This window comes from Saccharicrinis sp. GN24d3, assembly GCF_052400645.1.
In the GTDB taxonomy this organism is placed as follows: Bacteria; Bacteroidota; Bacteroidia; order Bacteroidales; family Marinilabiliaceae; genus Saccharicrinis.
This window is the reverse complement of record NZ_JBQTGI010000002.1, coordinates 484,140-511,097: the sequence shown is the minus strand read 5'-3', so window position 1 is coordinate 511,097 and position 26,958 is coordinate 484,140. Positions and strand designations below refer to the sequence as shown.

The 26,958-nt window shown below is 39.4% G+C and carries 20 protein-coding genes; 5 read left to right on the top strand and 15 right to left on the bottom strand.

Going from position 1 to position 26,958, the window contains the following annotated elements; genetic code table 11:
* Positions 1–2 precede the first annotated feature (2 nt).
* From ACT29I_RS04520 to ACT29I_RS04510, 3 genes are all read left to right on the top strand, one after another.
* Positions 3–1,739, top strand: a complete 1,737-nt coding sequence (locus tag ACT29I_RS04520) for a SusF/SusE family outer membrane protein (RefSeq protein ID WP_444792755.1) — start codon at positions 3–5, stop codon at positions 1,737–1,739.
* A 93-nt stretch (positions 1,740–1,832) separates the two neighbouring features.
* Complete coding sequence (locus ACT29I_RS04515; RefSeq protein ID WP_444792754.1) at positions 1,833–3,689, top strand: glycoside hydrolase family 13 protein; 1,857 nt, start codon at positions 1,833–1,835, stop codon at positions 3,687–3,689.
* 13 nt (positions 3,690–3,702) lie between these two features.
* Positions 3,703–6,483 (top strand): alpha-amylase family glycosyl hydrolase, encoded by a 2,781-nt coding sequence (locus tag ACT29I_RS04510; protein WP_444792753.1) that lies wholly within the window; start codon positions 3,703–3,705, stop codon positions 6,481–6,483.
* A 312-nt stretch (positions 6,484–6,795) separates the two neighbouring features.
* Here the strand turns inward: ACT29I_RS04510 and ACT29I_RS04505 are convergent, their stop codons facing one another.
* The 11 genes from ACT29I_RS04505 to ACT29I_RS04455 all read right to left on the bottom strand — a co-directional run bounded on the left by ACT29I_RS04505 (position 6,796) and on the right by ACT29I_RS04455 (position 20,248).
* Positions 6,796–7,158, bottom strand: coding sequence for a heavy-metal-associated domain-containing protein (locus ACT29I_RS04505; protein ID WP_444792752.1), 363 nt, complete (start codon positions 7,156–7,158; stop codon positions 6,796–6,798).
* Positions 7,159–7,177: 19 nt separating this feature from the next.
* On the bottom strand, positions 7,178–9,013 hold the full coding sequence (locus ACT29I_RS04500) for an efflux RND transporter periplasmic adaptor subunit (protein WP_444792751.1): 1,836 nt from the start codon (positions 9,011–9,013) through the stop codon (positions 7,178–7,180).
* Positions 9,014–9,072: 59 nt separating this feature from the next.
* On the bottom strand, positions 9,073–10,308 hold the full coding sequence (locus ACT29I_RS04495) for a TolC family protein (protein ID WP_444792750.1): 1,236 nt from the start codon (positions 10,306–10,308) through the stop codon (positions 9,073–9,075).
* Between the two features lie 3 nt (positions 10,309–10,311).
* On the bottom strand, positions 10,312–14,118 hold the full coding sequence (locus ACT29I_RS04490; protein WP_444792749.1) for an efflux RND transporter permease subunit: 3,807 nt from the start codon (positions 14,116–14,118) through the stop codon (positions 10,312–10,314).
* Between the two features lie 95 nt (positions 14,119–14,213).
* On the bottom strand, positions 14,214–14,588 hold the full coding sequence (locus tag ACT29I_RS04485) for an HYC_CC_PP family protein (protein ID WP_430931590.1): 375 nt from the start codon (positions 14,586–14,588) through the stop codon (positions 14,214–14,216).
* A gap of 100 nt (positions 14,589–14,688) precedes the next feature.
* Positions 14,689–15,948 carry a permease gene (locus tag ACT29I_RS04480; RefSeq protein ID WP_444792748.1) on the bottom strand — a complete coding sequence of 420 codons (1,260 nt, stop codon included), beginning with the start codon at positions 15,946–15,948 and terminating at the stop codon, positions 14,689–14,691.
* A gap of 172 nt (positions 15,949–16,120) precedes the next feature.
* On the bottom strand, positions 16,121–16,693 hold the full coding sequence (locus ACT29I_RS04475) for a helix-turn-helix domain-containing protein (RefSeq protein WP_430931588.1): 573 nt from the start codon (positions 16,691–16,693) through the stop codon (positions 16,121–16,123).
* A gap of 15 nt (positions 16,694–16,708) precedes the next feature.
* Positions 16,709–16,918 (bottom strand): GDCCVxC domain-containing (seleno)protein, encoded by a 210-nt coding sequence (locus ACT29I_RS04470; protein ID WP_444792747.1) that lies wholly within the window; start codon positions 16,916–16,918, stop codon positions 16,709–16,711.
* Positions 16,915–17,445, bottom strand: coding sequence for a cation transporter (locus ACT29I_RS04465; protein ID WP_430931586.1), 531 nt, complete (start codon positions 17,443–17,445; stop codon positions 16,915–16,917). The genes ACT29I_RS04470 and ACT29I_RS04465 overlap by 4 nt, the downstream gene beginning before the upstream one ends.
* Positions 17,446–17,901: 456 nt before the next feature.
* Positions 17,902–18,564, bottom strand: coding sequence for a cation diffusion facilitator family transporter (locus ACT29I_RS04460; RefSeq protein WP_430931585.1), 663 nt, complete (start codon positions 18,562–18,564; stop codon positions 17,902–17,904).
* 229 nt (positions 18,565–18,793) lie between these two features.
* Entirely contained in the window at positions 18,794–20,248 is a 1,455-nt protein-coding gene (locus tag ACT29I_RS04455; RefSeq protein WP_444792746.1) for a sugar transferase, read from the bottom strand.
* A gap of 88 nt (positions 20,249–20,336) precedes the next feature.
* Between ACT29I_RS04455 and ACT29I_RS04450 the strand changes: the two genes are divergently transcribed.
* Positions 20,337–21,032: a protein-L-isoaspartate(D-aspartate) O-methyltransferase gene (locus ACT29I_RS04450; protein ID WP_430931583.1), complete on the top strand. Its 696-nt coding sequence runs from the start codon at positions 20,337–20,339 to the stop codon at positions 21,030–21,032.
* Between the two features lie 79 nt (positions 21,033–21,111).
* Here the strand turns inward: ACT29I_RS04450 and dnaB are convergent, their stop codons facing one another.
* Positions 21,112–22,677, bottom strand: a complete 1,566-nt coding sequence (gene dnaB / locus ACT29I_RS04445; protein ID WP_430931582.1) for a replicative DNA helicase — start codon at positions 22,675–22,677, stop codon at positions 21,112–21,114.
* A gap of 206 nt (positions 22,678–22,883) precedes the next feature.
* Between dnaB and ispE the strand changes: the two genes are divergently transcribed.
* The gene (gene ispE / locus ACT29I_RS04440) at positions 22,884–23,696 is read left to right on the top strand and encodes a 4-(cytidine 5'-diphospho)-2-C-methyl-D-erythritol kinase (protein WP_444792745.1); all 813 of its coding nucleotides are present in this window, start codon (positions 22,884–22,886) and stop codon (positions 23,694–23,696) included.
* Between the two features lie 51 nt (positions 23,697–23,747).
* Here ispE and ACT29I_RS04435 read toward each other — a convergent pair whose 3' ends face one another.
* The 3 genes from ACT29I_RS04435 to ACT29I_RS04425 form a co-directional block, all read right to left on the bottom strand.
* Positions 23,748–24,068 carry an acetyl-CoA carboxylase biotin carboxyl carrier protein subunit gene (locus ACT29I_RS04435; protein WP_430931580.1) on the bottom strand — a complete coding sequence of 107 codons (321 nt, stop codon included), beginning with the start codon at positions 24,066–24,068 and terminating at the stop codon, positions 23,748–23,750.
* Positions 24,069–24,079: 11 nt separating this feature from the next.
* Positions 24,080–25,624, bottom strand: coding sequence for an acyl-CoA carboxylase subunit beta (locus ACT29I_RS04430; protein WP_430931579.1), 1,545 nt, complete (start codon positions 25,622–25,624; stop codon positions 24,080–24,082).
* 177 nt (positions 25,625–25,801) lie between these two features.
* Positions 25,802–26,893 carry an LptF/LptG family permease gene (locus tag ACT29I_RS04425; RefSeq protein WP_430931578.1) on the bottom strand — a complete coding sequence of 364 codons (1,092 nt, stop codon included), beginning with the start codon at positions 26,891–26,893 and terminating at the stop codon, positions 25,802–25,804.
* Between the last annotated feature and the right edge of the window lie 65 nt (positions 26,894–26,958).

Here is a 26,958-nt window from a genome sequence, read left to right as displayed (position 1 = left end):
AAATGAAGAATCTTAAATATTTATTTATATCATTGTTGGCTGTTCTCTTTATCGCTTGCGAAGACGATTTTGAGACGCCCAATGTAACTGAGCCAGTTCAAGGAACTGCACCAGTTCTTGCAGAAGTAACCGAAGATATTGATCTTATTCTTGCAAAAAAGAATGAAAGTGAAACTGTCGTTGATTTAAGCTGGTCGGCAGCTACCTATGCTGATCCTATAGGAGTAAGATACTATGTGCAAGTTGATGCTGCTGGTAATGGATTTACAAATGCTTTGGCGTTTGACAGAGTAGCGAAGACATCTACATCAATTATTGTTGGAGACTTAAATACTTTAATATCTGGTCGATTTTCGCCAGCGGTAAAGGTTGAGCTTGATGTAAGGATTAAAGCTGTTTCTAATGAAGATCTTGATGATTTGTATTCAAATTCGTTTACCATGAAAGTAACTCCTTATTTGGATGTTGCTATTCCTACCGAATTGTATATTTATGGTTCTGCAACTGCTTCGGCAGAAGTAACAGATGGTCTTGCTGCTTATGGTGCAGATGACGTCTTTACAAAGTACTTGAAACTTGTAAAAGGTGGTGTATTCCAGTTTTCGGATGCGAAAGAAAGCGGTGGGTTTGATTATAACTTTGGTAAATTTGCCACTGTTTCTGATAACATAGTTGCCGCAGGTGATGAGGCAGGGAATTTCAAATTTACTGGCGAAACAGGTTGGTACGCCGTAACTGCAGATTTTGTAAACAGTAATTTGACAATTGCACCATATGTTGAGGGCAGTGAAACTTATACCTTTGATTATCCTAATGTGTACTTGGTTGGAGATTATAATGCTACAGACCCTGCATGGTCACCAGAATCAGGTCCTGCTCTTACTCGTGAAAACGAAGGTGTTTATACCATTGAAACTGTAATAAAAGATGGTGCTTTACTTAAATTTGTTGGACAACAAAGTTGGGGTGACCTGGATTGGGGTAACCTTGGAGGAGATGGAAATACAGGTGTTATTGGTCCTAAAGGTACCAATGGTAATATTCAATTTGATGGTGGCGATGCGGCATATACAATTACCTTGGATTTGAACAAAGGAACCTATATGATTGAAGCTGTTCCCGTTTTTCCAACGACAATGTATATGATTGGTAGTTTTGCTGGTTGGAACTGGGATAATGCCCTTGAGATGATTCCGGTACATAGCAACCCTCATCTTTTCTGGAAAATCACCTGGTTCGATGCGGATGCAAAAATAAAGTTTAATTCGGCCAAAGCATGGGATGGTGGTCAATTTGGTAAAACTGGCGATAATGCCGATGCTGATGGAGCTTGGAATAAAGGAGATGATGATATTCCAACGGGTGCAGAAGGTTATAAGATGATAGTGGTGAATTTGTTAACCAATACGGTTCAAGTTACAGATCCTGCAGTTTATGCTATGGGAAGTGCCTTTGGGGGCTGGACTATGGGTGCTTATCCGTTCACTACTGATGCGATGGATTCCAAGGTTCTTGTTTCTCCTGCTGCAGTGGCAGATGATAATGCCAGAATGTATGTATCTGCAACTACATTGACTAACGCTGATGGAAATGTAATTGATTGGTGGCAGGCAGAATTTAATGTTTATCCTGGAGGAATTGAATACAGAGGTGTTGGTAATGATCAGGTTGCGGCTCCTATTTTAACAGGCCAAAAAGTTAAATTGAACTTTAGTACTGAATCAGGAGTATTTGAATAATAATAAGGAAATAATAATTAAAAAGCCGCCCTCAGTGGCGGCTTTTTAGTTTGTAATTAGGTTCCGTTAAGATCCCATTTAAACTGATTTATCATGCGATATTTTTACCTTTCTTTCCTTATTTTAATATTAATTGCCGCTTGCAATTATAACCAATCAAACCAACCCAAAAAATTAACAGATACACCTCCGGCTTGGGCAAAGGATGTAATCTGGTACCAAATATTTGTGGAGCGTTTTAATAATGGGGATTCTTCAAATGATCCTTCGCCGGAAACCATGTATGCTGCATCTAACTTTATAGAAACACCCCAAAACTGGTCGGTAACCTCATGGACGCAGGAATGGTATCAGGAAGAAGAGTGGGCTAGAAAAGACGTGCAGGATTTTTATGCTAACCTACAATTGCGGAGGTATGGAGGTGATTTGCAAGGCGTGTTAAATAAACTTGATTATATACAAGACCTGGGAATCACGGCTATCTATTTTAACCCGTTGAACGATGCCCCATCGCTTCATAAATACGATGCCCGCAACTATCATCATATAGATGTGACTTTTGGCCCCGATCCAAAGGGAGATATGGAAATTATGGCATCGGAGGATCCCAATGATCCATCCACATGGAAGTGGACATCGGCGGATAAATTGTTTTTAAAGGTTATCGACGAATGCCACAAAAGAAATATCAGGGTGGTGCTGGATTATTCCTGGAACCATACCGGAGTTGAGTTCTGGGCATGGAAAGATATTATTAAAAACCAGGGGGAATCTAAATATAAAGATTGGTATAAAATCAAATCGTTTGATGATCCAACAACTGAGGAAAATGAATTTGAGTATGAGGGTTGGTTAAATATTATGAGCCTGCCTGCCCTAACAAAAGTAAATACACAAGGGGAGCATAAGCCAGGCCATCCATTTGAAGGAGATTTGCATCCCGAAGTGAAGAAACATGTGTATGATGTAACCAAACGTTGGTTGGCCCCAAACGGGGATGTAAGCAAAGGGCTGGACGGTTACCGTTTGGATGTTGCCGATCATATACCCATGGGATTTTGGAGAGACTACTATAAATATGTAAAAACCATCAATCCCGAAGCTTATTTGGTGGGAGAAATCTGGTGGGAGGAATGGCCGGATAAACTGATGAATCCTGTTCCATATTTAAGGGGAGGTGTATTTGACGCAGTAATGCATTATCAGGTTTACCGTCCGGCACGTTACTTTTTTGCCAAGTCCGATTATCAAATTGATGCAGCTCAATTGGTAGATAGCCTGAACTATCAATGGGGAAGAATAAGTGATGCCACAGCCAAAGGAATGATGAATGTAGCTGCCACCCACGATACACCTCGACTGTTGACTTCTTTTGCCAATCCTGGAAAATACAAATACAAGGCTAAGCCCAACGATGATGAAAACTATATAACAGGAAAGCCTGACGAAGAGACCTATCGAAGGGTGAAGCTTTATTTGTTGCACCAGTTTACCAGTATTGGGGCTCCTCATATCTGGAACGGCGATGAAATGGGCATGTGGGGAAGTGACGACCCGGATTGTCGTAAGCCGCTTTGGTGGCCGGAGTATACATTTGATGATGAAAACAAGAATAGCATCCATGATAAGGAACCTGAATATGTAGAGGTTGGGTTTAATGCTGATTTACACGGATATTACAGGCAGATGACCAAACTAAGAAACGAAAATCTTGTTTTAAAAGAAGGAAGTATTGAGTTTGTAAAAGCCGAAGGAAGCTTATTGGTTTACAACAGAATTAATGGCAACGAGAAAGTTCTAGTGGTTTTAAATGCAGGAGAAAAAGGGCTAAGTTATGAATTTTCATCTGGCAAAAAGTATATGGATATACTAAGTGGTGAAATTTTTGAAGGAAATCAAATGCTTGTAGAAGGGATTTCCGGGCATGTGTTAAAAGAAGTGGAAAATTAATACTATAAATAAGATGAGGAATTGGTCAATATTATTATTAATAACGTGGTGTACGATATTCGCCAGTGCGCAGGTAGTTACATCCGATCCAACCATTCCGGTGGAAAGCGATGCGGTTACAATCACATTTTATGCGGATCAGGGAACAGGAGGTTTGGAGAATTTTACAGGTGAAGTATATGCCCATACCGGTGTTATTACGGATCAAAGTACCAGTGGCTCGGATTGGAAATATGCACCTGACTGGGGGGACAATGATGCAAAATATAAACTGACAAGAACCGCTACTAATACTTATACCCTTTCAATTACACCGAATATTCGTGATTATTATGGTGTGCCTGCAAGTGAGAAGATAGAACAAATGGCTTTTGTTTTCCGCAGTGGGGAAGAAGTAGATGGGGCTTACAAGGAAGGCAAAGATACGGGAGGTAAAGATATATTTGTGAATGTATCAGAGGAGATATTAACCGTGTCAATATCCACTCCGGCAGACAATAGTGTATTTGAGAGCGGAGCTGATGTTGAGGTAAAAGTAGATGCCTTGCTCAACGAAAACCTTGAGCTTTTTGTAAATGGGACTTCTGTTGCCAGTACGTCTGCCCAATCACTCACTCATACGGTTACAAATGTATCTCTCGACGAATATGAGTTAAGAGCTGTAGCAACCAAAGGTGCTGAGACAGTTGAGTCCAGCACCAAGTTTTACGTGAGGGGAGAGGTGGTTAACGAAACCAAACCTGCAGGGTTACGCAGGGGAGTTAATGTAATTGACGCAAATACTGTTACCGTATTATTGTTTGCTCCGGATAAGGAGTTTGTATACCTAATGGGCGATTTCAACGATTGGGAACCTTCCAACGATGCCCTGATGAAAAAAGATGGGGACTATTTTTGGTTGACATTGGATGGTTTAAACATTGAAACAGAATATGCTTATCAATTTTGGTTTGATGAGGGATTGAAAGTAGCTGATCCGTACACCAATAAAGTGCTTGATCCCTGGAACGACCAGTATATTCCGGAAAGCGTTTATCCAAGCCTTAAAGCTTATCCTGATGATAAAACAGAGGAAATCGTAAGCGTTTTTGCAACTGCCGATCAAAGTTACAATTGGCAGGTGGAAGATTTTGAGGTGCCAGAGCCTGAAAAATTGGTGATTTACGAGCTGCATGTTCGTGATTGGTCTGAGAATGGAGACATTAAAACAGTGACCGATTCTATTGATTATTTCAAGCGCCTTGGAGTAACGGCTATCGAACTAATGCCATTTAACGAGTTTGAAGGTAATGACAGTTGGGGTTATAATCCATCCTTTTATTTTGCGCCGGACAAGGCTTATGGAACCGCAGAAGATTACAAAGAATTTATTGATGTTTGCCACCAGAGCGGTATTGCTGTATTAATGGATATGGTACTGAACCATTCATTCGGACAATCTCCGTTTGCCCGGATGTATTTAGATGGGGGATTGCCGGCAGATAACAACCCCTGGTATAACAGGGAGCATAATTTGGAAATCCCTGATGCTCATTGGGGATATGATTTTAACCATGAAAGTGCCGAAACTAAAATATTGGTTGACTCAATCAATGAATTCTGGTTAAAAGAATATAAGATTGATGGTTTTAGGTTTGACTTTACGAAGGGTTTCTCTAACACAATATTTACCATCGCAGATGATCCTTGGGCTAGCAAATATGATGGTGCCCGTATTGCAAATTTAAAAAGAATGGCCGATGAAATCTGGAGTGTGAAAAGCGATGCTGTTGTTTCGTTCGAACATTTAAGTGATAATCCAGAGGAGAAGGAGTTGGCTGAGTACGGTATTTTGTTGTGGGGTAACCATAACCGTACCTTCAATGAAGCCACTATGGGGTATAACGAGAATAACAAGTCTGATTTCTCATGGGCTTCATATATTGAAAGATCCTGGACAAAGCCTCATATCGTTAATTATATGGAAAGTCACGACGAGGAACGTATCATGTACAAGAACCTGACCTATGGCGCAAGTTCAGGTAGTTACGACGTTACGGAATTGTCAACATCCCTGGAGCGTACAGAGGCTGCCGCAGTGTTTTTAATGACTATACCAGGACCTAAGATGATTTGGCAGTTTGGCGAACTAGGTTATGATATTTCCATTGACGAGAATGGCAGAACAGGTAAGAAGCCTATTAAATGGGAATATTACGAAGATGAAAACAGGAAGGCACTTTATAATACTTATTCAGAAATCATCGACTTAAAGAAAAACGAGTCCGTTTTTTCAACCGAAGATTTCAATATGGAAGTTTCTGCTTCAACCAAACTTATTGAGCTTAATGAAAGCGGCTCTGATATTCGTTTGGTGGGCAACTTCGATTTAATTGAGAAAACAGTGTTGCCAAAATTCAGCTCCACAGGATATTGGTTTAATCATTTCGATGGTGATAGCATAAACGTTACCGGTACAAATATGACATACACTTTACAACCAGGTGAGTTTGCCCTGTTTACTCAGAAAAAGCTGGATGGTTTTGTTCCTCATGTGGGTATTGGCGATCCCACTTATTTTAATAACGCATGGATAGCGCCCAATCCGGTTACTGCTGTGTTGCGCATTTATTCTGGTGATAACCCATTCGAAAGAATTAAGATAACTTCTATAACCGGGCAATTGATAATCGATAAAGCTATTAATGGAAGAGAGGACAGTGTTGATTTATCCTCTTATCCTACTGGTATTTATTTAATCCACTTGATAGGCGATAATAATGGTTATCGGGCATTTAAAGTGATAAAGCATTAATATATGGATAGGCTCGTACTTTTGTTATATACTTGGGGGAGTATTTTGCAACCTCCGGTTTTTTATGGATAAACTAGGGAATAGTGTTTGGGTTTGTCCAGAGTAGACGTCAATATTATAAACGCATATTCTGCCCTTTGATGGTAGAATATGGGGGTTAACGTACTTAAGTAAAATTTATAATGCATTTTTGTTGAACAATCAAAGATGAAAGCCGTAAAAATTTATTTTAAATATATGCATTCTTAAATTTTTCCGACTAAACATAACAAGCCAAAATCCTATTTGGTTTTGGCTTGTCCACGTTAAATTTTAATGCTTACTATGATCCTCTTTTTTTGAAGCTGTTCTATCGTATTTGCAGCATCCGGGTAATGAGCTGTAAGTTTCATCCTTGGCTTTGTGCATGTCAGTATCATGCCCAACCTTGGCAATGGCCATGTGGACTTTATGGACGTTGGTTTTTGATTCATCGAATGAAACTTTTATCATTTTGGTTTGCTTATCCCAGTCGGCACCGGTTACCCCCTCAACCGATTGGGCCGCTTTTTCGATACGGTTTTCGCACATACCGCAGTTGCCATACACTTTAAATTTTTCTGTTTTTGCCTGAGCCAATAGCATACTTGTTCCTAAAAGGAACATACTTATTAAACTTAACATTTTTGTTTTCATATTATTTTAATTTTAATTGTTATTTCGCATAATCAAGTATCTCGCTGGTTTCCCCGCAATTCACCATCATATCCCCAAAATATGGATTCCGTATTTCGTCATCTGAACTGAACCAATAAGCACCTTTATCTCTTTCAGCCATGGGACAATACTGGTAATAGGCTGTCACATTGTTTAGTTCGAAAGCTTTAAGGCTTTTGTAAAAGGTCAAATTGAATTTGGCGAATTCGGTTCGTTGTTTTTCAACATCCATCGATTTACTTATTGATTTGGATGTTTTTTCAAGAACAGCAACGTATTCCATCCATGCCATATGGGCATCACCTTTTAGTAATCCCATATCAACGCTTTCGATGCTATTAACCAATTCATCGGCCATTGTTATAACTTTTTGAGCATCAGATGTAATGAATGCATCTTTCATCAATAGGTATTTGTTGTAAACATCAGTCAGTTGCTTTTTGAATTCAACGCTAACATTAAATTTTTGTGGTTCTTTCGCCAGGTCTTTCCTTCCGTTCGCAGACATGGGTTGGTCATCATGATTGTACCCTGTTGAATCAGCTCTCCCATCAGGGTTCATCATACTTGTTTTTCCCGCCAGTTGTGCCGCTGCATCGATTTTGAATACACCGTTTACCGCAATTTCCTCTCCTTCTTGCAAGCCCTTGGCTACTACATAAAAATTACCTGCCTCCGGTCCCAAAACAATTTCACGATAAAGGAATGATGGATTTTCCCTGTTCGGAACTTTTACATATACCACTGCTCTTTTTCCCGTCCAAAGCAATGCCGTTTTAGGGATGAGTATTTCAGTGCCCGCTGCTGCAAATTTCGAATTTACAATACCCTTTGTGAACATCTCTGGTTTTACTTCAAGTTTGGGATTCATTAACTCTACCCTTACCTTTGCTATTCTGGTTCTTGAATCAATAAAGGGGTCGATAAATGAAACTTTACCTTTAAAATTTCTACCTGGTAATGATTGTATAGTAAACTCAACTTCATCCTTTAACTTAATCCAGGGTAAATCACTTTCATAGGCATCAAACAAAGCCCACACTTTGGTTAAATCAACCACTTTGAAAAGAGCCGAACCTTCCTTTATATAATCACCAATGGCTGCATGGCGCATGGTAACGGTTCCTGAAATTGGAGAAAGTACATCAAAGTACAACAGTGGTTCTCCTTTTTCTTCAATCGCTTTAATTTGTTTGTCGGTTAAACCCCAAAGCTTCAGTTTGCCTATTGCTGCTGTGTACAATGCCGGTCGGGATTCCTTAAAGGCAATAGCCTCCAAAAGTTCTCGTTGTGCGGTGACTAACTCAGGGGAGTAGATGGTGGCCAGCTTTTGCCCCTTTTTAACATTTTGCCCGGTAAAGTTCACAAACAGTTCCTCTATTCTTCCTCCAAAACGAGCTGTTAACTCAGCAATTCTTCGCTCGTCTTCCTGTATTTTGCCCTGAAGATGAATCGATTTTTCAGGAGTTCCGGTATCTACCACCAAAGTTTGAATCGCAGCCAGTTTTGCCGCTGATTCAGACATCATAATTTCATTAGGATCCACATCTTCACCGTCTGCAACCATCGATGCCAACGGGATTAAATCCATGCCGCATATTGGACAATCGCCCGGTTCATCTTGTTTGATTTGGGGGTGCATGGAACAAGTCCAGGATGAAGGGTCTTCCGATTCATGGTCATGACCTTCATGACCCGTTAGCTCTTGTTCTTCTTTGTTAGTTGTACTTGAGCTTCCTGAGTGAAAAAAAAGCCACCCCAAAAGTAATCCAACCACTAAAGCGCCAATTACAAGCTTTAAGTTTTGTTTTATATTCTCTGTGATATTCTTCATGATAATAAATTAAATTGGTCTTTGCTTAGTCTGACATTGCAATGAGCGCAGTCGAACTGTTATTTACCCATTAAGTAATTGAGGAATGAAATGGCACCTTGCTTATCCGCAATCGCTTTTTCTTTTTCTAAATGATATGTCAATACTTTACGCTCCATCCTTAATATTTCCTCGAAATCCTTGTTTCCGGTTACGTACCCCGTTTCCAGAATTTTAATTGCTTTTAGCGCCAGGTCAAGTTGCGTGTCGTACAATTGAATCCTTCTTTTTGCATCATGATAGTCTTTCCACCCATTTTCAAAAAGTGTTTCCAAAAGATTGTTTTTATTCTCTTTTTCGAATGACTTCGTGGCTTCCAAATAAATTACCTCTTGCACTTTTGCTTTGTATTTATTACGGTATAGCGGAATGGTTAAACCAACCGATGGAAAGATAAAAGCGTCTTTTCCCGCAAGGTTATTTTCACCTTTACCCATCAAAATATAATCGAACCCAATGTTGAAATTCGGGTTACCGCTGCGTTTGGCCACATCGCGTTGGTATTCCAAAGCGGCTTGCTGTAATTCGATGGATAGTAATTGGTGGTTATTAGTTGTAACAGAATCAAGTGCAGCCTGTTTTGAAATGGGAAAATCATTTCGCCACAAATCGTCAGGTACAGAAATCGACTCAATTTCATGCGTATTTAAAAAGTTCTTAAACATCACTTCAAGAACATATTCTTGGTCTTTGAGCAGCGCGAGTTGATTTTCCAGTTCATTAATCTCCATTTCAATGCGGTATTCATCAACAACGGAAACTTTCCCCACTTCAACTTTAATCGTTGCTAACTTTTGAAAGGTTTGCAGTATTTCGATGTTCTCAAGCGTTATTGCTATCGCCTTTTTATTAAAATATAGATTAAAATATGCGCCTCTTACTTCATTAAAAAGTTTGGACTTAGTCTCTTCAAACAATTCGTATTTCGCCTTTGCCGTTCGAATGGCTGCGTTTTCTTTGGCTGCCAAAGTACCAAACCAAGGGAATAGGTGGGATGCAGATATTCTAAATTGCTGCGGACCAACACGGGTTTCAACAGGGCTTATAAAATATGCAAAAGCAACTTGCGGGTCGGGCAAAGCTTTAACCTGCGGTGCAACTTCCAAAGCTGCCATATAATCGTTAAACTTTGCCTTTAATTCAGGATTATTTTCGGATGCTATTCGCAAATAATTGTCCAAATCTTCCCGTTGTGCCGTAACCCATGAAGTAAGCAACACAAACAATAGGAGTGTTATTATCTTGATTTTCCTCATGGCTTATACTTTTTGTTGTCTCATTTCCTTTTTTATTCTTTGTTCCTGCCACATACTGTACAGCACCGGAACCACAAACATGGTTAACACTTCAATAGTCATACCTCCAAACAGTGGGATGGCCATTGGGACCATAATATCAGAACCTTTACCCGTTGAAGTCAGCACTGGAAGTAAAGCGATTATTGTTGTTGCGGTTGTCATGATGGCCGGGCGCACCCTTTTTGAACCAGCTTCTAAAATAAGCGCACGAATTTCTTTTACGCTTTTCGGATTATTCTTTTCCTGAAGTTGTTTAATGTAAGTACTGATGAGCACACCATCGTCGGTTGCCACACCGAAAAGGGCGATAAAGCCGACCCAAACAGCAACACTGAGGTTAATGGTTTTTATCTGGAATAAATTCTGAAGATGTATGCCTCCTACTGTAGCATCCATAAACCAGGGCTGACCATACAGCCATAACATGATAAAACCACCGGAAAACGCAACAATAACACCGGTAAAGATTAACGATGTTGATGTTACCGAACGGAATTGAAAATAGAGTATCAGGAATATGACTATCAACGAAACTGGAATAACAATCATTAAACGTTTTGTAGCCCTGATTTGATTCTCGTAGTTTCCGGTAAATACATAGTTTACGCCCGCAGGAACAATAAATTCACCCGATTCGATTTTTCCAGATAAGTACTCCTGTGCATTTTCCACCACATCCACCTCGGCAAAGCCATCTTGTTTATCGAAGATTACATACCCTACAAGAAATGTATTTTCACTTTTAATTAATTGCGGGCCCCTTACGTAATGAAATGTGACTAATTCTCCCAATGGAATTTGGGAGCCGCTCGCTGTTGGAATTAATATCTTTTTTAAGTCCTCGGGATTGTCACGAAATTCACGGGCATAGCGTAAGCGAACCGGGAATCGTTCCCTACCTTCAACTGTAGTTGTTAATTGCATGCCGCCAATAGCGCTACTGATTACATTTTGTAAGCTTTTTACGGTAATTCCATATCGTGCAATGGCATCCCGGTTTATCTCCATTTCCAAATACGGTTTGCCAACTACACGGTCGGCAAATACCGACATGCTTTCAACACCCTCCACATGCTTCAAATGATTTTCAATTTCAAAGCCAACTTTTTCGATGCTTTCCAAATCAGGACCATACACCTTTATTCCCATGGGAGCTCGCATGCCTGTTTGAAGCATTACCAAACGGGTTGAGATAGGTTGTAATTTGGGAGCCGAAGTTAATCCCGGTATGGAGGATTGTTTGATTATTTCGTCCCAAATATCATCGGGAGATTGTATTTCATCTCTCCATTGCCGGAAATATTCACCGTTTTTATCTTCTGTCAGATTCTCTTTCTCGATTAACCGGAATCCCTCTTCTTTGGGATTGTAAGTTGAACCATCAACCAAAACAAATGCATCATTTTTATCGGTTTTAAAACGCATTCGATGCCCCTTTTCATTCAGAATGTATTCCGGTTTATAATTGATGACATTCTCGTACATGGAGGTTGGTGCAGGGTCAAGTGCAGAATTTACCCGTCCCCATTTTCCAACTACACTTTCAACTTCAGGAATAGCATTTACTTTTTTATCCAATATTCTGATGACTTCCAGATTTTCTTCAATTCCAGAATGTGGCATGGTGGTTGGCATCAATAAGAACGAACCTTCGTCAAGCGATGGCATAAATTCTTTACCGATACCCGGCATTTTTTCTGATAAGGTGATGTATAAATTTGTTTTTTTTACAAAATCGGGTATAAATCCAAAGAGCTTATCGAAACCTTGCCAGGTAGTTATTCCAAATACTACAATCAGCATTGGTAGGGTTAAAAATTTCCATTTATTGTTTAATGCCCAATTCAAAAGCCTTGGGTAGAACAACACCACCATGGATAAAGCGCCCAAAACAATTGCAACAATTACGATTACAAACAGGAAGTTGGCAAACAAGCTGTTTTGCGCCCCAAGTGGTAACCATGCTTTTGTCAGGAAAAAGATGATGGTAACACCTGTGGTAATGATGTTGATGTAGTTTGTCCAACCTTTTCTTTTTTTAGACCACCTGTCTGCAAAAAATGCATTTACTCCGTATGCGGTCAAAACTAAAGCGATATAATATCCGCTAAGAATTGAGATGATAATACCTGCAACAGCTAATGTAATGTTCAGGGTTTTCCGGTATTTTTTTTTGTCGAAACGTATAGAGAATACAAAATTGGCCAGGGTTGGAATAATGATCAACCCAATGAGCAATGCAGCAAGCATTGTAAATGTTTTGGTGAAAGCCAATGGCTTGAATAGCTTGCCTTCTGCTGCTTCCATAGCAAAAACGGGTAAGAAACTAACAACGGTTGTAGAAATGGCCGTTATCACCGCACCCGCCACCTCTGTTGTGGCTTTATAGACCACATTTAAAAGTTTTTTACCTTTTGCGCCGAGGTGTTCAGGCAGTTCTATGTGCCTGATTATATTTTCGGTAAACACCACCCCCACATCAACCATAACCCCAATTGATATAGCAATACCTGAGAGTGCTACAATGTTTGCATCGACACCAAAACGGCGCATGGTTATGAAAGTTATCAATACACCAATGGGCAATAAGCTTGAAATTAAGAATGAAGCCCTTAGGTTAAACACCAAAACAATAACCACCAAAATGCTGATTAACAACTCAAGCGAAATGGCTTCTTCCAGTGTGCCCAAAGTTTCTTTAATTAATCCGGCACGGTCGTAAAAAGGTACGAGGGTTACTTTTGAAACAGTGCCGTCTGCCAATGTCTTTGAGGGTAAGCCCGGTTCAATTTCAGCTATTTTCTTTTTAAGGTTATCGATGGTATGCAATGGGTTTGCACCATATCTGGCAACCACAACGCCGCCAACTGCTTCTGCTCCTCCTTTATCCAAGCCGCCTCGCCTGGTAGATGGACCAAAGTTTACTTTTGCCACATCTTTAATGTGGATAGGGACATTGTCTTTTACTGCAACCACACTCTTCTCAAGGTCCTCGAGGTCTTTAATATACCCCAATGCCCTAACCAGATATTCTACACGATTAAATTCAATGGTTCGTGCGCCTATATCGAGATTGCTGTTTTTTACGGCAGCCATTATTTGCGCTACATTCACCCCATGGGCTTTCATGGCATTCGGGTCAATGTCTATTTGATACTCCTTGACAAAACCCCCAATGGATGCTACTTCTGCAACGCCTTTTGCAGATGTTAACGAATAACGCACATAGAAATCCTGTATGGTTCTCAACTCATGCGGGTCCCATCCTCCTGCGGGATTACCGTCTTTGTCACGGCCCTCTAAAGTGTACCAGTAAATCTGGCCTAATGCTGTGGCATCGGGTCCCAAAGCGGGCGTTACATCCTCGGGCAGCGTTCCGGCGGGCAGCGAATTTAACTTCTCCAATATCCGGGTACGGCTCCAGTAAAATTCTACATCTTCGTCGAAGATGATGTAAATACTGGAAACGCCAAAGATGGAGTTGCTCCGGATAGTTTTAACTCCCGGGATACCCAAGAGGGAAGTGGTGAGTGGATACGAAATCTGGTCTTCGATATCCTGTGGCGAACGGCCCGGCCATTCGGTGTAAACAATTTGTTGGTTTTCGCCAATATCGGGAATGGCATCCACAGGGACGGGGTCGGAGGGTAAAATACCGGTATCCCAACCGAAAGGAGAGTTTACAATTCCCCACGAAATGAAAACAATGAGTACTAAAAACGTAACCAGTTTGTTTTCAAGAAAAAACTTTATGGTTTTATTCAACATGATTCTCTTTTATAATTCTATTTCAAACACAAATTAAATGCACAAGCATTTAAGCCATGGTACAACTACCATAGCTTTGCTTCCATGTTTCAAAATCATAAAAGATAAGTTTGCCTTATGGCAAGGGAAGTCTGAATTTTTGGCGGTGGCGGCGAATCAATTAATTCATAATCCTCAGCAATTGAATTTTCCTCAATCATAGAATTGAAGACTACTAATGATACTGCCAATAAATAAAAATGAACTGATTCGGGTATTTCTATTGCCGTTGAAACAGAAAAATCTTCATCTAACTGATATACTTCGGTCTTGTTTTTACAGCAATCGTCTGAATCGCAACAAGCCTCAGCCTCCACATAAAGAGAAGTTGAGATTAATTCTCCCCCACAATAATGCATAGAAATGGTTACTCCTGCTGTTGCTGTAGTCAGGAATAGTGCCATTATAATATGTGTAATTCTTCTAAGCATTATATAGAGGTTATATACAAAGAAACGAAATTATTGAATAAATGTTTATAAAATGGTGGCCGTTAACAAAATGTTAACCCCGGTTTTCTTCAACTACTAGCTATTCGATTTGTTTATAACCAAGAGAATCTATGACTTCTTTTATTTTCTCCATTTCAAAGTTGTCGCCTTTAAGCGTAACCGTTTTATCGCTTAGATTAACATCTGCCTTACTTAGAAAATCTAACTTTTCGAGGTTGTTTTCTACATTTGCCTTGCAATGATTGCAAGTCATTCCTTCCACTTTTATTGTTTTAATTTCCATGGTATTATTATTTAATTGAATAGTACTCTTTTTGGTGTTCAGATATTTCTGAACATATCCATTGATGATGAGGACAATTAGAACAATGCCTGATGTAAATTGCCACAAGTTTATACTTTGCCCATGATTATGGCCCAAATGTTGATGGGCGATTTCGGTAAACCATTGGGTGGGCAAAGCGTAATCAATTATTAATCCACATCCCACAGCCCCCGCAATAATGGTTGCCAAATAAGTAATCAAACTTCTTTTTCCCAATACTTTACCTATCATGGTTATTGTGGCAGCGTTGGTTGCCGGGCCAGCCATTAATAAATCAAATGCAGCTCCCGGACTTATACCTTTAAGAATCAATATTGCTGCCAAAGGGATTGAACCTGTAGCGCAAATATAAAGTGGGATAGAAACAAGCAGAATTAAGAACATTTGAACAATAGGGGGCATATTCATAAGCTCAAAGAATTCATTGGGTATTAATGCAGAAATAATGGCTGCCAATACCAATCCAATCACCAGCCATTTGGATATATCCTGAATAAACTCAATAAATCCATAACGAAACGCATCGACTACCTTTTGAGTAAATGTTTTATGTTCCTCGGTTTGTTTCTGAAATGTTCGTGTATCTGATTCGGTTTTAGTAACAACACTTGTAATTAACCCACCTGTTATACCAGTTACCAAAGCTGCCAATGGTCTGATTATCGCAAAGGGTAATCCCAACAAAGAAAAAGTTGCTAATATTGAATCAACCCCGGTTTGCGGTGTGGATATTAAAAAGGAAACCGTACCTCCTTTAGATGCTCCATTTTTATAAAAAGCCGTACCTGTTGGAATAACGCCACATGAGCATAACGGCAATGGCACACCTAACAAAGAAGCTAATACCGAAGACCTAAAAGGCTTACCATTAAAATATTTTTCGATTTTCTTCTTTGGAATAAAGGCATAAAGCAATCCGGCAAAAAAGAAACCAAGCAAAAGATAAGGAGACATTTCACTCAATATCTTCACCAAATCATTTAGAAACGTGGTAACATATTTTAGTACTTCCATGGCTCTGTTTTAAACCTCCATTTTTTAATATTACAAAGTAAGGAAGTAAATATGTGATGGCTATTACACGATTTTGGAAAAAAGTTATATCATTTTTGTTTCTGAGACGCAAGTTTCATGATAGCCGATTGGAATTTGCTTGTAGAATTAAATTCGGATTTGCATCAGGAGATTACACCTCGTCAAGTGGTTTCCGCTTGTTTTCTTTGAGTTTTTTAAAGTGGGAAGGCGTCAGTCCGGTAACTTTTTTAAATTGATTGGAAAGGTGCTGGACACTGCTATATCCTAATTGGTAGGAGATTTCATTTAGGGATAATTCATCATAAACCAGCAGCTCTTTTGCTTTTTCTATTTTCTGATTGATAATATATTTCTCAATGGTAATGCCTTCTACCGACGAAAATAAATTACTAAGGTAGGAATAATCAAAACCTAACTCTTTTGCGATGTAATCAGAGTTGTTAATTGACTCAAATGAGTTTTCAGCGTAGTGTATTTTTTCGATGATTAAGGTTTTAATACTGTCAATCAATTTGCTTTTCTTATCATCAATTAACTCAAAACCATTTTCATCTAAAATTTGTCTGACTTCTTCAATTTTATCATTTGAGAGCTGGGGAGAAACAATGACTTTGCCTAGCTCTATTTCTTCAATAATCAAATCCAGCTTTGCAAACTCGTCCCTGACCACTTTTATACAGCGCTTGCAGACCATGTTTTTGATATGTAGAGTTGTTGAATTCATATTGCAAAGATACAATTAACAACAGTTTTGACCTTGTTGCATTAGGGGACATTTTACCAAACCGTAGGAGCAATACACGCAACAGTCACCTTTCTTTGGTTTCAAGACAGATTTGCACTTTTCACACTCATAGAAAAACTGGCATGAATCTTCCGGCATGGTTTCTTCCTTTTGAAATCCGCAATTAGGACAGGTAATTGTTGATTTTAGTACGATAAACTTCATGATTTTCCCAATTTTAATATTCTAATTGCCCCTTTTACAACTATCAAAAAAACCATTGGGCCAATAATTAAATCGGGATATTTGAATTGTGTGCGTAATACCAATAATCCTGCAAGAAACACCCCTGCTTTAGTGATCACATCGTTGGATGTAAATATCATACTCGCTCTCATGTGAGCTTCTTTGCTTTTTGATTTTTGGAGTAGGTATAAGCAAATTGCATTGGCTATTAAGACAAAGATAGATACATCAATCATAATTCGGAAATCAGGCATAGCTTCAAAGCCAACAAACCTTCTGGTCACTTCAATAATTCCTGCTATGGCAAGTGTCAACTGGAAATAACCACTTAAACGGGCTACTTTCTTTTTTCTAAGAACAGCAGAGCCAATAGCCCATAAGCTAAGTCCATATACCAACGAATCGGCTACCAACCCCATTAATTTGGAGATTAAGCCTGTTGTTAATTCAATTATAAAGAAACCAAAATTAATTATTAGAACAGACCAAAGCAATTTTGATTGCAAATAGCAACGTTTTATTTTAATACCTTTATCGTCTGCCAAACTTGAATTTGACAGTTTTACACCAAAGTTTAACCCGGATTATGTATTGTAGGTTCGTCATGAGCATTGCAAGTACAATAAAACAAGGTATTACTGAAACGAGGTATAACTAGGCCCGATTACTTTCGGGAGCATCGTTCTGGTGAGTTGAAGTGATGCAACGAAGTGTCTTGTTTTAAAGTAATTTCACAATGTGTAATAAAATTTCTAATGCATATTGCGGGTTTAATGATTCCAAGCGAGATAATATTTCATTATCTTCTTATGCATGAAATACAGTGAGGTTTCAGTTTTTTATATCAAATTCTAATTTTCTAATTGAATGTAGTCCATCCAGTTTCGTGCGTATCATGTTTTCTTCGGACGGACAATCCATTTTGGGAAAATGATATAACGATTTGTACATTTCGTTTGATGTTAATGATGATGCCCATGTCCGTGGATATGTCCTTTATGTTCCTTGTCGATATCCAATAAAACAATGCCTGAATCCTTTAATAATCCAATAGACCATTTAATAATTACTATAGAACTTAGAATCGCCGCAATCGTGTCAATAAAAGGTATATCCCAAATCATAGCAGCAGTTAATCCTAAAATAGCAGCCAAACTGGTTAAAGCATCAGCGATTACGTGTAAGTAGGCAGCTTTAATGTTATGGTCGGATTGTTCATGTTCGTGATGCAACAGAAATGCGCTGACAATATTTACGACCAACCCAATAGTAGCCACCAAAATTGCCTCTTTGTAAACAATGTCGGCAGGATTAAAGAATCGTTCAATTGCTTCTGCCACGATAACAATAGCAAATATTAATAGCATCAAGCCACTGCTATATCCCGAAAGGGAGAGGATTTTATTGGAGTTGCCACTGAATTTTTCATTCTGGGAAACTTTTCTTACAATAACATAAGCTAACCAACTTAAACCAATTGCCAGAACGTGGGAACCCATGTGAATACCATCAGCTAATAAAGCCATCGAGTTTGTTGTGATTCCAAATATAATTTCGACTACCATAGTAATGGCAGTCAACAAAACTACCCAAAGTGTTTTCTTCTCATGTTGATGCTTCTCCATATTCTATATTTATAATTGAAACACAAAAGTATTGTATCTGGTTTGAGTTTCATATACCAATTTTTAGTGATTTTTCACGTAAGTGATGGGTATTGAATGTGGTCGGGTTTGGTATGATGCGATTTTAAAGGCAAGAATAAATAGCTTTATTGTGCTTTACCCAATTGCGGTATCCAGTATAAAGCATTAATAAATGAATCGCTTTTCCCAGGTTCGTCAAAAAAGAATATTACTTTCCTTCTCCATTAAGAATTGTCCTCAAAGTAAATAACATAATCTTAAAATCAATTACAAGCGTTCTGTTTTCGAGGTAAAGTATGTCGTACTGAAGTCTTTCAATCATTTCTTCAACATTCTCGGCATAGCCATATTTTACCATACCCCAGGAGGTAATGCCTGGCCGAACGTTAAATAAGTGCGCATAATGAGGAGCTTTGGGGAGGATCTGGTCGATAAAATGCTGTCTTTCGGGTCTGGGGCCAACAAAAGACATGTCTCCCATGATGATATTAATCAACTGGGGCAGTTCGTCCATTCGCCATTTACGTATAAATTTCCCTACGCTTGTAATCCTGGGATCATTGTGCGAAGCTAGTGCCGGACCATTTTTTTCTGCATCCGTATACATTGATCGGAATTTATAAATCATGAATGGTTTTTTGTTTTTACCAATACGTTCCTGTTGGTAGAAAACCGGTCCCTTTGAATTGTTTTTTATGGCGATTGCAATCCCAATGAAAAGAGGCGTTGAAATTATCAGACCTGTCCAAGCCATGACGAAGTCGAAAATTCTTTTCGCCAATCCTTGCCAAACCGGTATTTTATGGTTTGTGATGGTGATGAAGGGAGAACTTTCCAGATTCTGTGTTTTAACAGTTCCCTCCAGCATTTGATTAATGTTGGTGGATAGTTTTATGAGTATGTCTTTCTGTTTTAGAATATTAATAACGTGATTTATTGTTTCGTGGTGCGATTGGTTTAAGCACACAACCGCCTCATCAATATCTTCTAGGTTGACCAGCTCTTCAATATCGGAGACACTTCCGAGACAGGGTATTAATTCGGTCATGTCATAACCGGATTCATTATCTTCAACTAAATATCCCACAAACTTTTGCCTTAATGCATTCGCATCTTTTTGTTCTTTCAATATTTCTAAAGCTTGTTGATTATTACCCACGAATATCTTTTTATACCCTCTTTTTCCTGTTATTATAAGATGATGTAGTCGGCTAATGATTGCCATCCGGAACGAAAAAGTAAATACAAAAACCACGAAAAGATATCGTAAGGATAAGCTTATCGCGTTTGTTGTTAGTTCAATGGGGGAATAATTATCTAACATGAAAAACAACAAAACGGACATAATAAAACAAGTGGCTGCGGTAGGGCCAATTATTTGAAGCCCTGATTTTCGGGCCGGGTTGCTATAATGACCCGAGATATAAAAAGCAAAAAGCCACAGAATAATCACGGTAGCTATTGCAATTGCAACACTCATATGCTCAATTTGAACCGGAATTAGTGGAGAAAAAATTTCGTGGTATGGTAGCCGATATTTGCCCAAAAATAGGATGTGGCATAGAATAAGCGCTATAATATCGCCTGCAAAGTGCCATAAAGCTACTTCTTTATCAACAATTCGTTTAAACTTAGTAGATTCCTTTTCTTTTATCCCAGGCATGTTGCTAACATATACAATTGCTAATATAACGTTATTGCTTTCGATTAAGTATGAGAATTAAAATAATTTACAATTAAAAGTATGTTGTATGGCCTTTAAATTCTCGGGAAGCATTATTTTTGAGGATTACATAATTATGAACATGGATACATTTAGGCATAAAGGATTAAGGAACAGGTTGGTTCAGGAAATTACTCGTAAAGGAATTAAAGATGAACGCGTGTTAAGGGCTATAGGAGCGGTTCCTCGCCATATGTTTTTCGAGAGTAGTTTTATACAATTTGCCTATCAGGATAAGGCATTTCCTATCGGTGCCGGACAAACTATTTCGCAACCATATACTGTCGCTTTTCAATCGGAATTGTTGGAGGTGGTACCCGGGCAGAAAGTACTTGAAGTAGGAACGGGTTCCGGATATCAGGCAGCTGTGCTATGTGAGTTGGATGCTAAAGTGTTTACCGTTGAACGCCAGAAAGAACTTTATATAAAAAGCAGCAAGATACTTCCTCAGATGGGATATAAACTTCGTTTTTTCTTGGGAGACGGCTACAAAGGTTTACCCCAGTTTGGGCCTTTCGATAAGATTATTGTAACCGCAGGCGCACCCAAAATACCAGAGGAATTACTTACCCAACTTTGTTTAGGTGGAATGATGGTTGTCCCGGTAGGAGGGGACGAAGTTCAGATAATGACACGAATAACGCGCGAATCAAAAACAGAATTCAGCCAAGAGGAATTTGGCCGTTTTGCCTTTGTGCCAATGTTAAAAGGAATAGTGAAATAGTCATCGGTCAACAGTCAATAGAAGCTTCGCATAGTCAACTACTTATTATAACCCAATGACTAATCCTTTATTGACCAAATTAAAACGGCATATCCTTGTCGTGAGGACTTTGCGGGAAATCCGGGAGGCCAAATTCATTTGCGGCCGGAGCCCGGTTAAAGTTGTCTCCCCCGGCAGGTTCGTTCATTTTGGAACCATAAGTGACCGATTGACCTCCTTTATCCATACCAAGGTCGGCACCAAATACACCCGTGTCTGGGTTTTCGAACCTGGCTAGTTCACCCCGGAACCGCAAGTTAACATCACCCGTGGCACCGTTACGGTGTTTGGCAATGATAATTTGCCCCATTCCAATTAAGCTGTTGCCCTGTTCATCTTCTGTGATTCCATAATATTCAGGTCGGTGAATAAAGCATACCATATCGGCATCCTGCTCAATCGCACCCGATTCCCTTAGGTCAGATAGTTGGGGGCGTTTTCCTTCTGCACCCGCTCGTCCTTCAACACCACGGTTCAGCTGTGAAAGAGCAATGATAGGGATATTTAACTCTTTGGCCAGTCCCTTAAGGTTTCGGGAAATCAAACTTACTTCCTCCTGACGGGATCCCGGGTTCATCCCGTTTGCATTCATCAACTGAAGGTAGTCGATAATCACGACTTGGATATCATGCTCTTTTTTGAGTTTTCTACATTTGGCTCTTAGCTCGAAAACGGACAAGCCAGGCGTGTCATCTACATAAATGGGTGCATCAATCAGGTTCTGAATCTTATGATCGAGTTGTTCCCACTCGTAGCTCACTAAATTACCTTTCTTTATTTTTTCGGCAGGAAGCTCCGTTTCCGATACAATTAAACGATTTACCAATTGTACGTTACCCATCTCCAGGGAGAACACGGCGACACTTTGGTTAAACTGCAAGGCCATGTTACGTGCCATGGATAGTACAAAGGCTGTTTTACCCATAGCAGGTCGGGCAGCGATTACAATCATATCTGTTTTTTGCCAACCAGAGGTTATTTTATCCAGGTCATGAAAACCGGAAGGAACACCACTTAATCCATCTTCGCGCTGCGATGCTATTTTAATCATCTCAATAGCTTCGTCAATCACAGGGTTAATCTGGGTAACCCCCTTTTTCATGTTGCCCTGGCTCAACTTAAAGAAAGCACTTTCCGATTCATCCAACAAATCATCCACATCATATCCCTCATCAAAAGCTTTGGTTTGAATTTCCGAGCTGATTCGGATTACCTCGCGCTGAAGGTGTTTTTGCCAAATAATTCTGGCATGATACTCGATGTGGGCTGCAGAGGCAACCCTGCCGGTTAATTGAGTGATGAAAAATGCACCACCTACCTCTTCTAAAAGACCTAGACTTCTTAATTCCTGGGTTACGGTTAACATATCCACAGGTAAATCCTTTGAGTTAAGGTTTTGGATAGCCGTATAAATTTTTTGATGTGTATCTTTATAGAAGCACTCGGGCTTAAGTATTTCGCCTACAGCAGTAAAGGCGTCCTTTTCTAACATCAACGCACCTAATACAGCCTCCTCAAGTTCTAACGCTTGTGGCGGCATCCTTCCAACCTCTAAATCAATATTTTGTGGTGCTTTTTTGTTCGTGTAACTTCTTTTCTCTGCCATAACCTGATTCGTAATTTCTGCAAACGGGTCACAAAGTTAATCAACAAAATTTAGTCATCAATACCGCTTGTCAAAATGTTTTTAAGTAATTGTGTAATTAGATTTAAATCAGCCTAATAATTTTTACCCGATGATTTTGCTTGTTTATAATTGATTTTTAATCTTGATACTTTATATATCTTTGGTCAACTTTTTTAAGATGCATTATGATTTGTTTCCCCAACGCAAAAATTAATATAGGTTTATATGTAACCCAAAAAAGACCGGATGGCTACCATAATATCGAAACTTTATTTTATCCAACGCAACTGAAGGATGCACTGGAAATTATAGAGAATAAAAATGGCAAGGAGGATTTTGTTTGGAGTTACAGTGGTATTGATGTAGATGCTGATCCGGAAGATAATCTCTGCGTAAAAGCGTTAATGCTTTTGAAAAAAGACTATGAAATACCACCGGTTAAGATGCATTTGCATAAGGTTATTCCTTTTGGAGCAGGTTTGGGTGGGGGATCGGCAGATGCTGCTTTCACCCTAAAAGCTTTAAACCAGATGTTTGATTTGGGAATTAGAGAACGGAAGTTGCTAGAGTATTCGGCAGAACTTGGAGCCGATTGTGCTTTTTTTATATATAATACACCACATACGGCAACCGGCATTGGTGATGTACTATCTCCATGTAATATTGACCTAAAAGGATACCATTTGCTGTTGGTTAAACCCGATATCCATGTCTCAACACCTGTGGCTTATCGCGGAATTACGCCAAGACTGCCCGAAATAGATTTTCAAGATCAATTAAGGTTACCTGTTGAAAACTGGAAAGGTATTATAAAAAACGACTTTGAAACTGCTGTTTTCCCAAATTATCCTGAAATTGAGGATGTAAAGGAAAAGATGTATACCAAAGGAGCGGTTTATGCTTCGATGACAGGAAGTGGTGCGGCTGTTTTTGGATTATTTAAGGAGGAGCCTGATATTGAATTTGCTAATTGTTTTTCTTGGGCCGAAATATTATAAAAAAAGCCCCGGTTTTCTCCAGGGCTTTAATATGATTTCTTAAATCGATGTTTATACTTCAATAAGTATCATCAATTCATTTTTAGGAATTTTATCACCTTTCTTAACGCAAATCTCCTTGATCTTACCGTCGAACGGCATCGTAATCTGATTTAGCATTTTCATGGCTTCCAGCACCATTATAGAATCTCCCTCTTTAACTACATCGCCAACTTTCACGTTAAACTTAATTACCGTTCCTGGGATGTGAGAGCGGATCTCGCAAGGATCCGGAGCCTGCCAAGGTTTTCTATCGGTATACTTTTTAGTAACCTTTGTTTGGTACTCCATGGTATGTACCCTAAAGCCAACCAATTCTTTTTTGTTACTCATTATTAGTCGATTTAAAATGGAGGGATACCGTGTTTTTTCTCAGGATGATGAACGTCCTTGCCTTCAGAAACTTCCAAAGCATGTAAAAGAATGTTACGTGTATCGTTAGGCTCAATTACCGAGTCAATGTAACCTTTAGCTGCAGCAACATAAGGGTTGGCAAATTTCTCTCGGTATTCCTGAACTTTAAGCTGACGCATTTCATCCGGGTTTTCAGCTCCCTCAATCTCTTTCTTGAAGATAATGTTAGCAGCACCTTCCGGTCCCATTACAGCAATTTCCGCGGTAGGCCAGGCAAACATAAAGTCAGCACCTAAGTGACGTGAGTTCATGGCGATATAACCACCTCCGTAGGCTTTACGTAATATAACGGTAACCTTTGCTACGGTAGCTTCGGAATAAGCATATAGTACTTTTGCACCATGTCGGATAACACCTGCATGTTCCTGATCCGCTCCCGGAAGGTAACCTGGCATATCCTCAAGGGTAACGATTGGAATGTTAAATGAATCACAGTAACGGATAAAACGAGCTGCTTTGTCAGAACTGTCACAATCCAATACCCCAGCCAACACAAGTGGCTGGTTGGCCACAAAACCAATAGTCTGTCCGTTCAATCGGCCAAAACCGATTACGATGTTTGCAGCAAAAAGTTCCTGGATTTCGAAAAAGTCACCGTCATCCACGATTCCTTTAATGACGTCGCGTACATCATATGGATTGCGCGGGTCAGAAGGAATCAAGTCTTCGATATTTCCTTTGAAAACTGGTTCTTTTGGAGGAAATTCCTTCGCTTTTTTGCTATTGTTCCAAGGGATATAAGTGATTAGCTTTTTAATTTGTTCGAAACACTCTTGTTCGCTTTCGGCAAAGAAGTGTGCGTTACCGGTAGTTTCGGCATGTACACGTGCTCCACCAAGTTCTTCCATCGAGATTTCTTCTCCCAGAACAGTTTTAATCACACCCGGACCTGTGATAAACATTTTAGAAATGTTATCTACCACAAACACAAAGTCTGTCAAAGCAGGTGAATAGACAGCTCCTCCGGCACAAGGCCCAAGAATTACTGAGATTTGAGGGATGACACCGGAGGCAATGGTGTTTCTGTAAAAGATTTCTCCATACCCGGCAAGAGAGTTAACCCCTTCCTGAATACGGGCACCGCCGGAATCGTTAATTCCAATTAAAGGCACACGCATCTTTAAAGCGTGATCCATGATTTTAGTAATTTTACGGGCGTGCATTAGCCCTAAAGAACCACCGGCTACGGTAAAATCCTGGGCGAACACGCAAATGGGTGCGCCATAAATAGTACCGGTTCCGATAATCACACCATCACCATGAAGTTGCTTTTTGTCCATCCCGAAGTCTTTGGCTTCGTGCTCAACAAAAAGATCGTACTCTGTAAAAGAATCCTGGTCAAGAATGGCAAGAATACGCTCGCGGGCAGTCATTTTACCCATGGCCACTTGTTTCTCGATGGCTTTTTCGCCACCCCCCATTTCAACCTTTTCTTTTCTTTTCCGAAGATCAAGGATGTGTTTTTTCAATGACATAGTTAAACATTTTTAATTAACCTAATACAAATCAATGTCTTAAAAATAAGAATATGCTTGCAATTTCAGGGTACATAAATACAAAAATTATTTTGATACGAAAACTTGCAGAAAAAATCATTTTGCACTAGCACTGATATTACCGATATTTTTGCCCAAGTATCATTCTTTTTAATGCTATTTAGGCGCTTTGTTATACAAATACACACCAATAAGAGCAAACACCAGGTTCGGAAGCCATACTGCTATAAGGGGATTCATATTTCCGTTAATAGCAAATGTGGTAGACACAGTCATAAACAGGATATATCCAAAACTAAGTCCCAAGCCAATTCCAATATGCAATCCAATACCTCCCCGCACTTTTCTGGAAGCCAGTGAAACGCCTATCAAGGTAAGAATAAAAGCTGAAAAAGGATTGGCCCAACGCTTGTAATATTCAATAATATACGGTTTAACCGAGCCGACACCTTTCTGGGTCTGAGCTTCTATATAGGTATCAAGTTCGGTATTGGTCATGGTCTCAAACCAATTGTGTTCCGATTTAAAATCCGATGGTGTCATGTTAAATACGGTATCAATCTTGCTTCCTTCGGTTATTTCTATGTGTTTTTCGTCAATAAAATCTCTTTGAATATAGTCGGTCAGCGTCCAGTTTTTTTTGTCCTTATTGTAAGTAATGCTTTGTGATGAAAGCTTCGAAATCAACCTGGTTCCTTCGAACCGCTCAGCACTAAAGTAACTTCCTTTGTTTCTGTACCCGTAAAACTTTCCCATGTAAACAAATAATCCGGGTTCCAACTGTAAATGGATGTCGGTTAGCCCTGTGTCTTTTTTGTTTTTTACGTAGGTGGACTCAAATTCGAGCCTGGTTTTATTGGAAGGCGGAATGACATATGCGCCCAGTAAAAATGAGAAAATGGCCACTATTAGGGCTCCTACAAAATAAGGAAACATCAATCGCCTGAAGCTTACGCCTCCCGATAAAATGGCAATTATTTCTGTATCGTATGCCATCTTTGAGGTAAAGAATATTACCGCGATAAAAACAAAGAGCGGAGTAAACAGGTTGGCAAAATAGGGCACGAAATTAGCGTAGTAATCGAAGATAATAGCGTTCAGGGGTGCTTCTTTATCGAGAAAGTTGTCGATTTTTTCGGTGAAATCGAACACTACCGCTATACTGATGATAAGCAAAATGGCAAAGAAGTAGGTGCCCAAGAATTTTTTAATGATGTACCTGTCAAGCTTTTGTATGGCTCCTCTCATTTGAAGTGGTATACTTTAAATTGTTTACAAAAGAACAAAAAAATAACGGACAAAACTATTGCTCC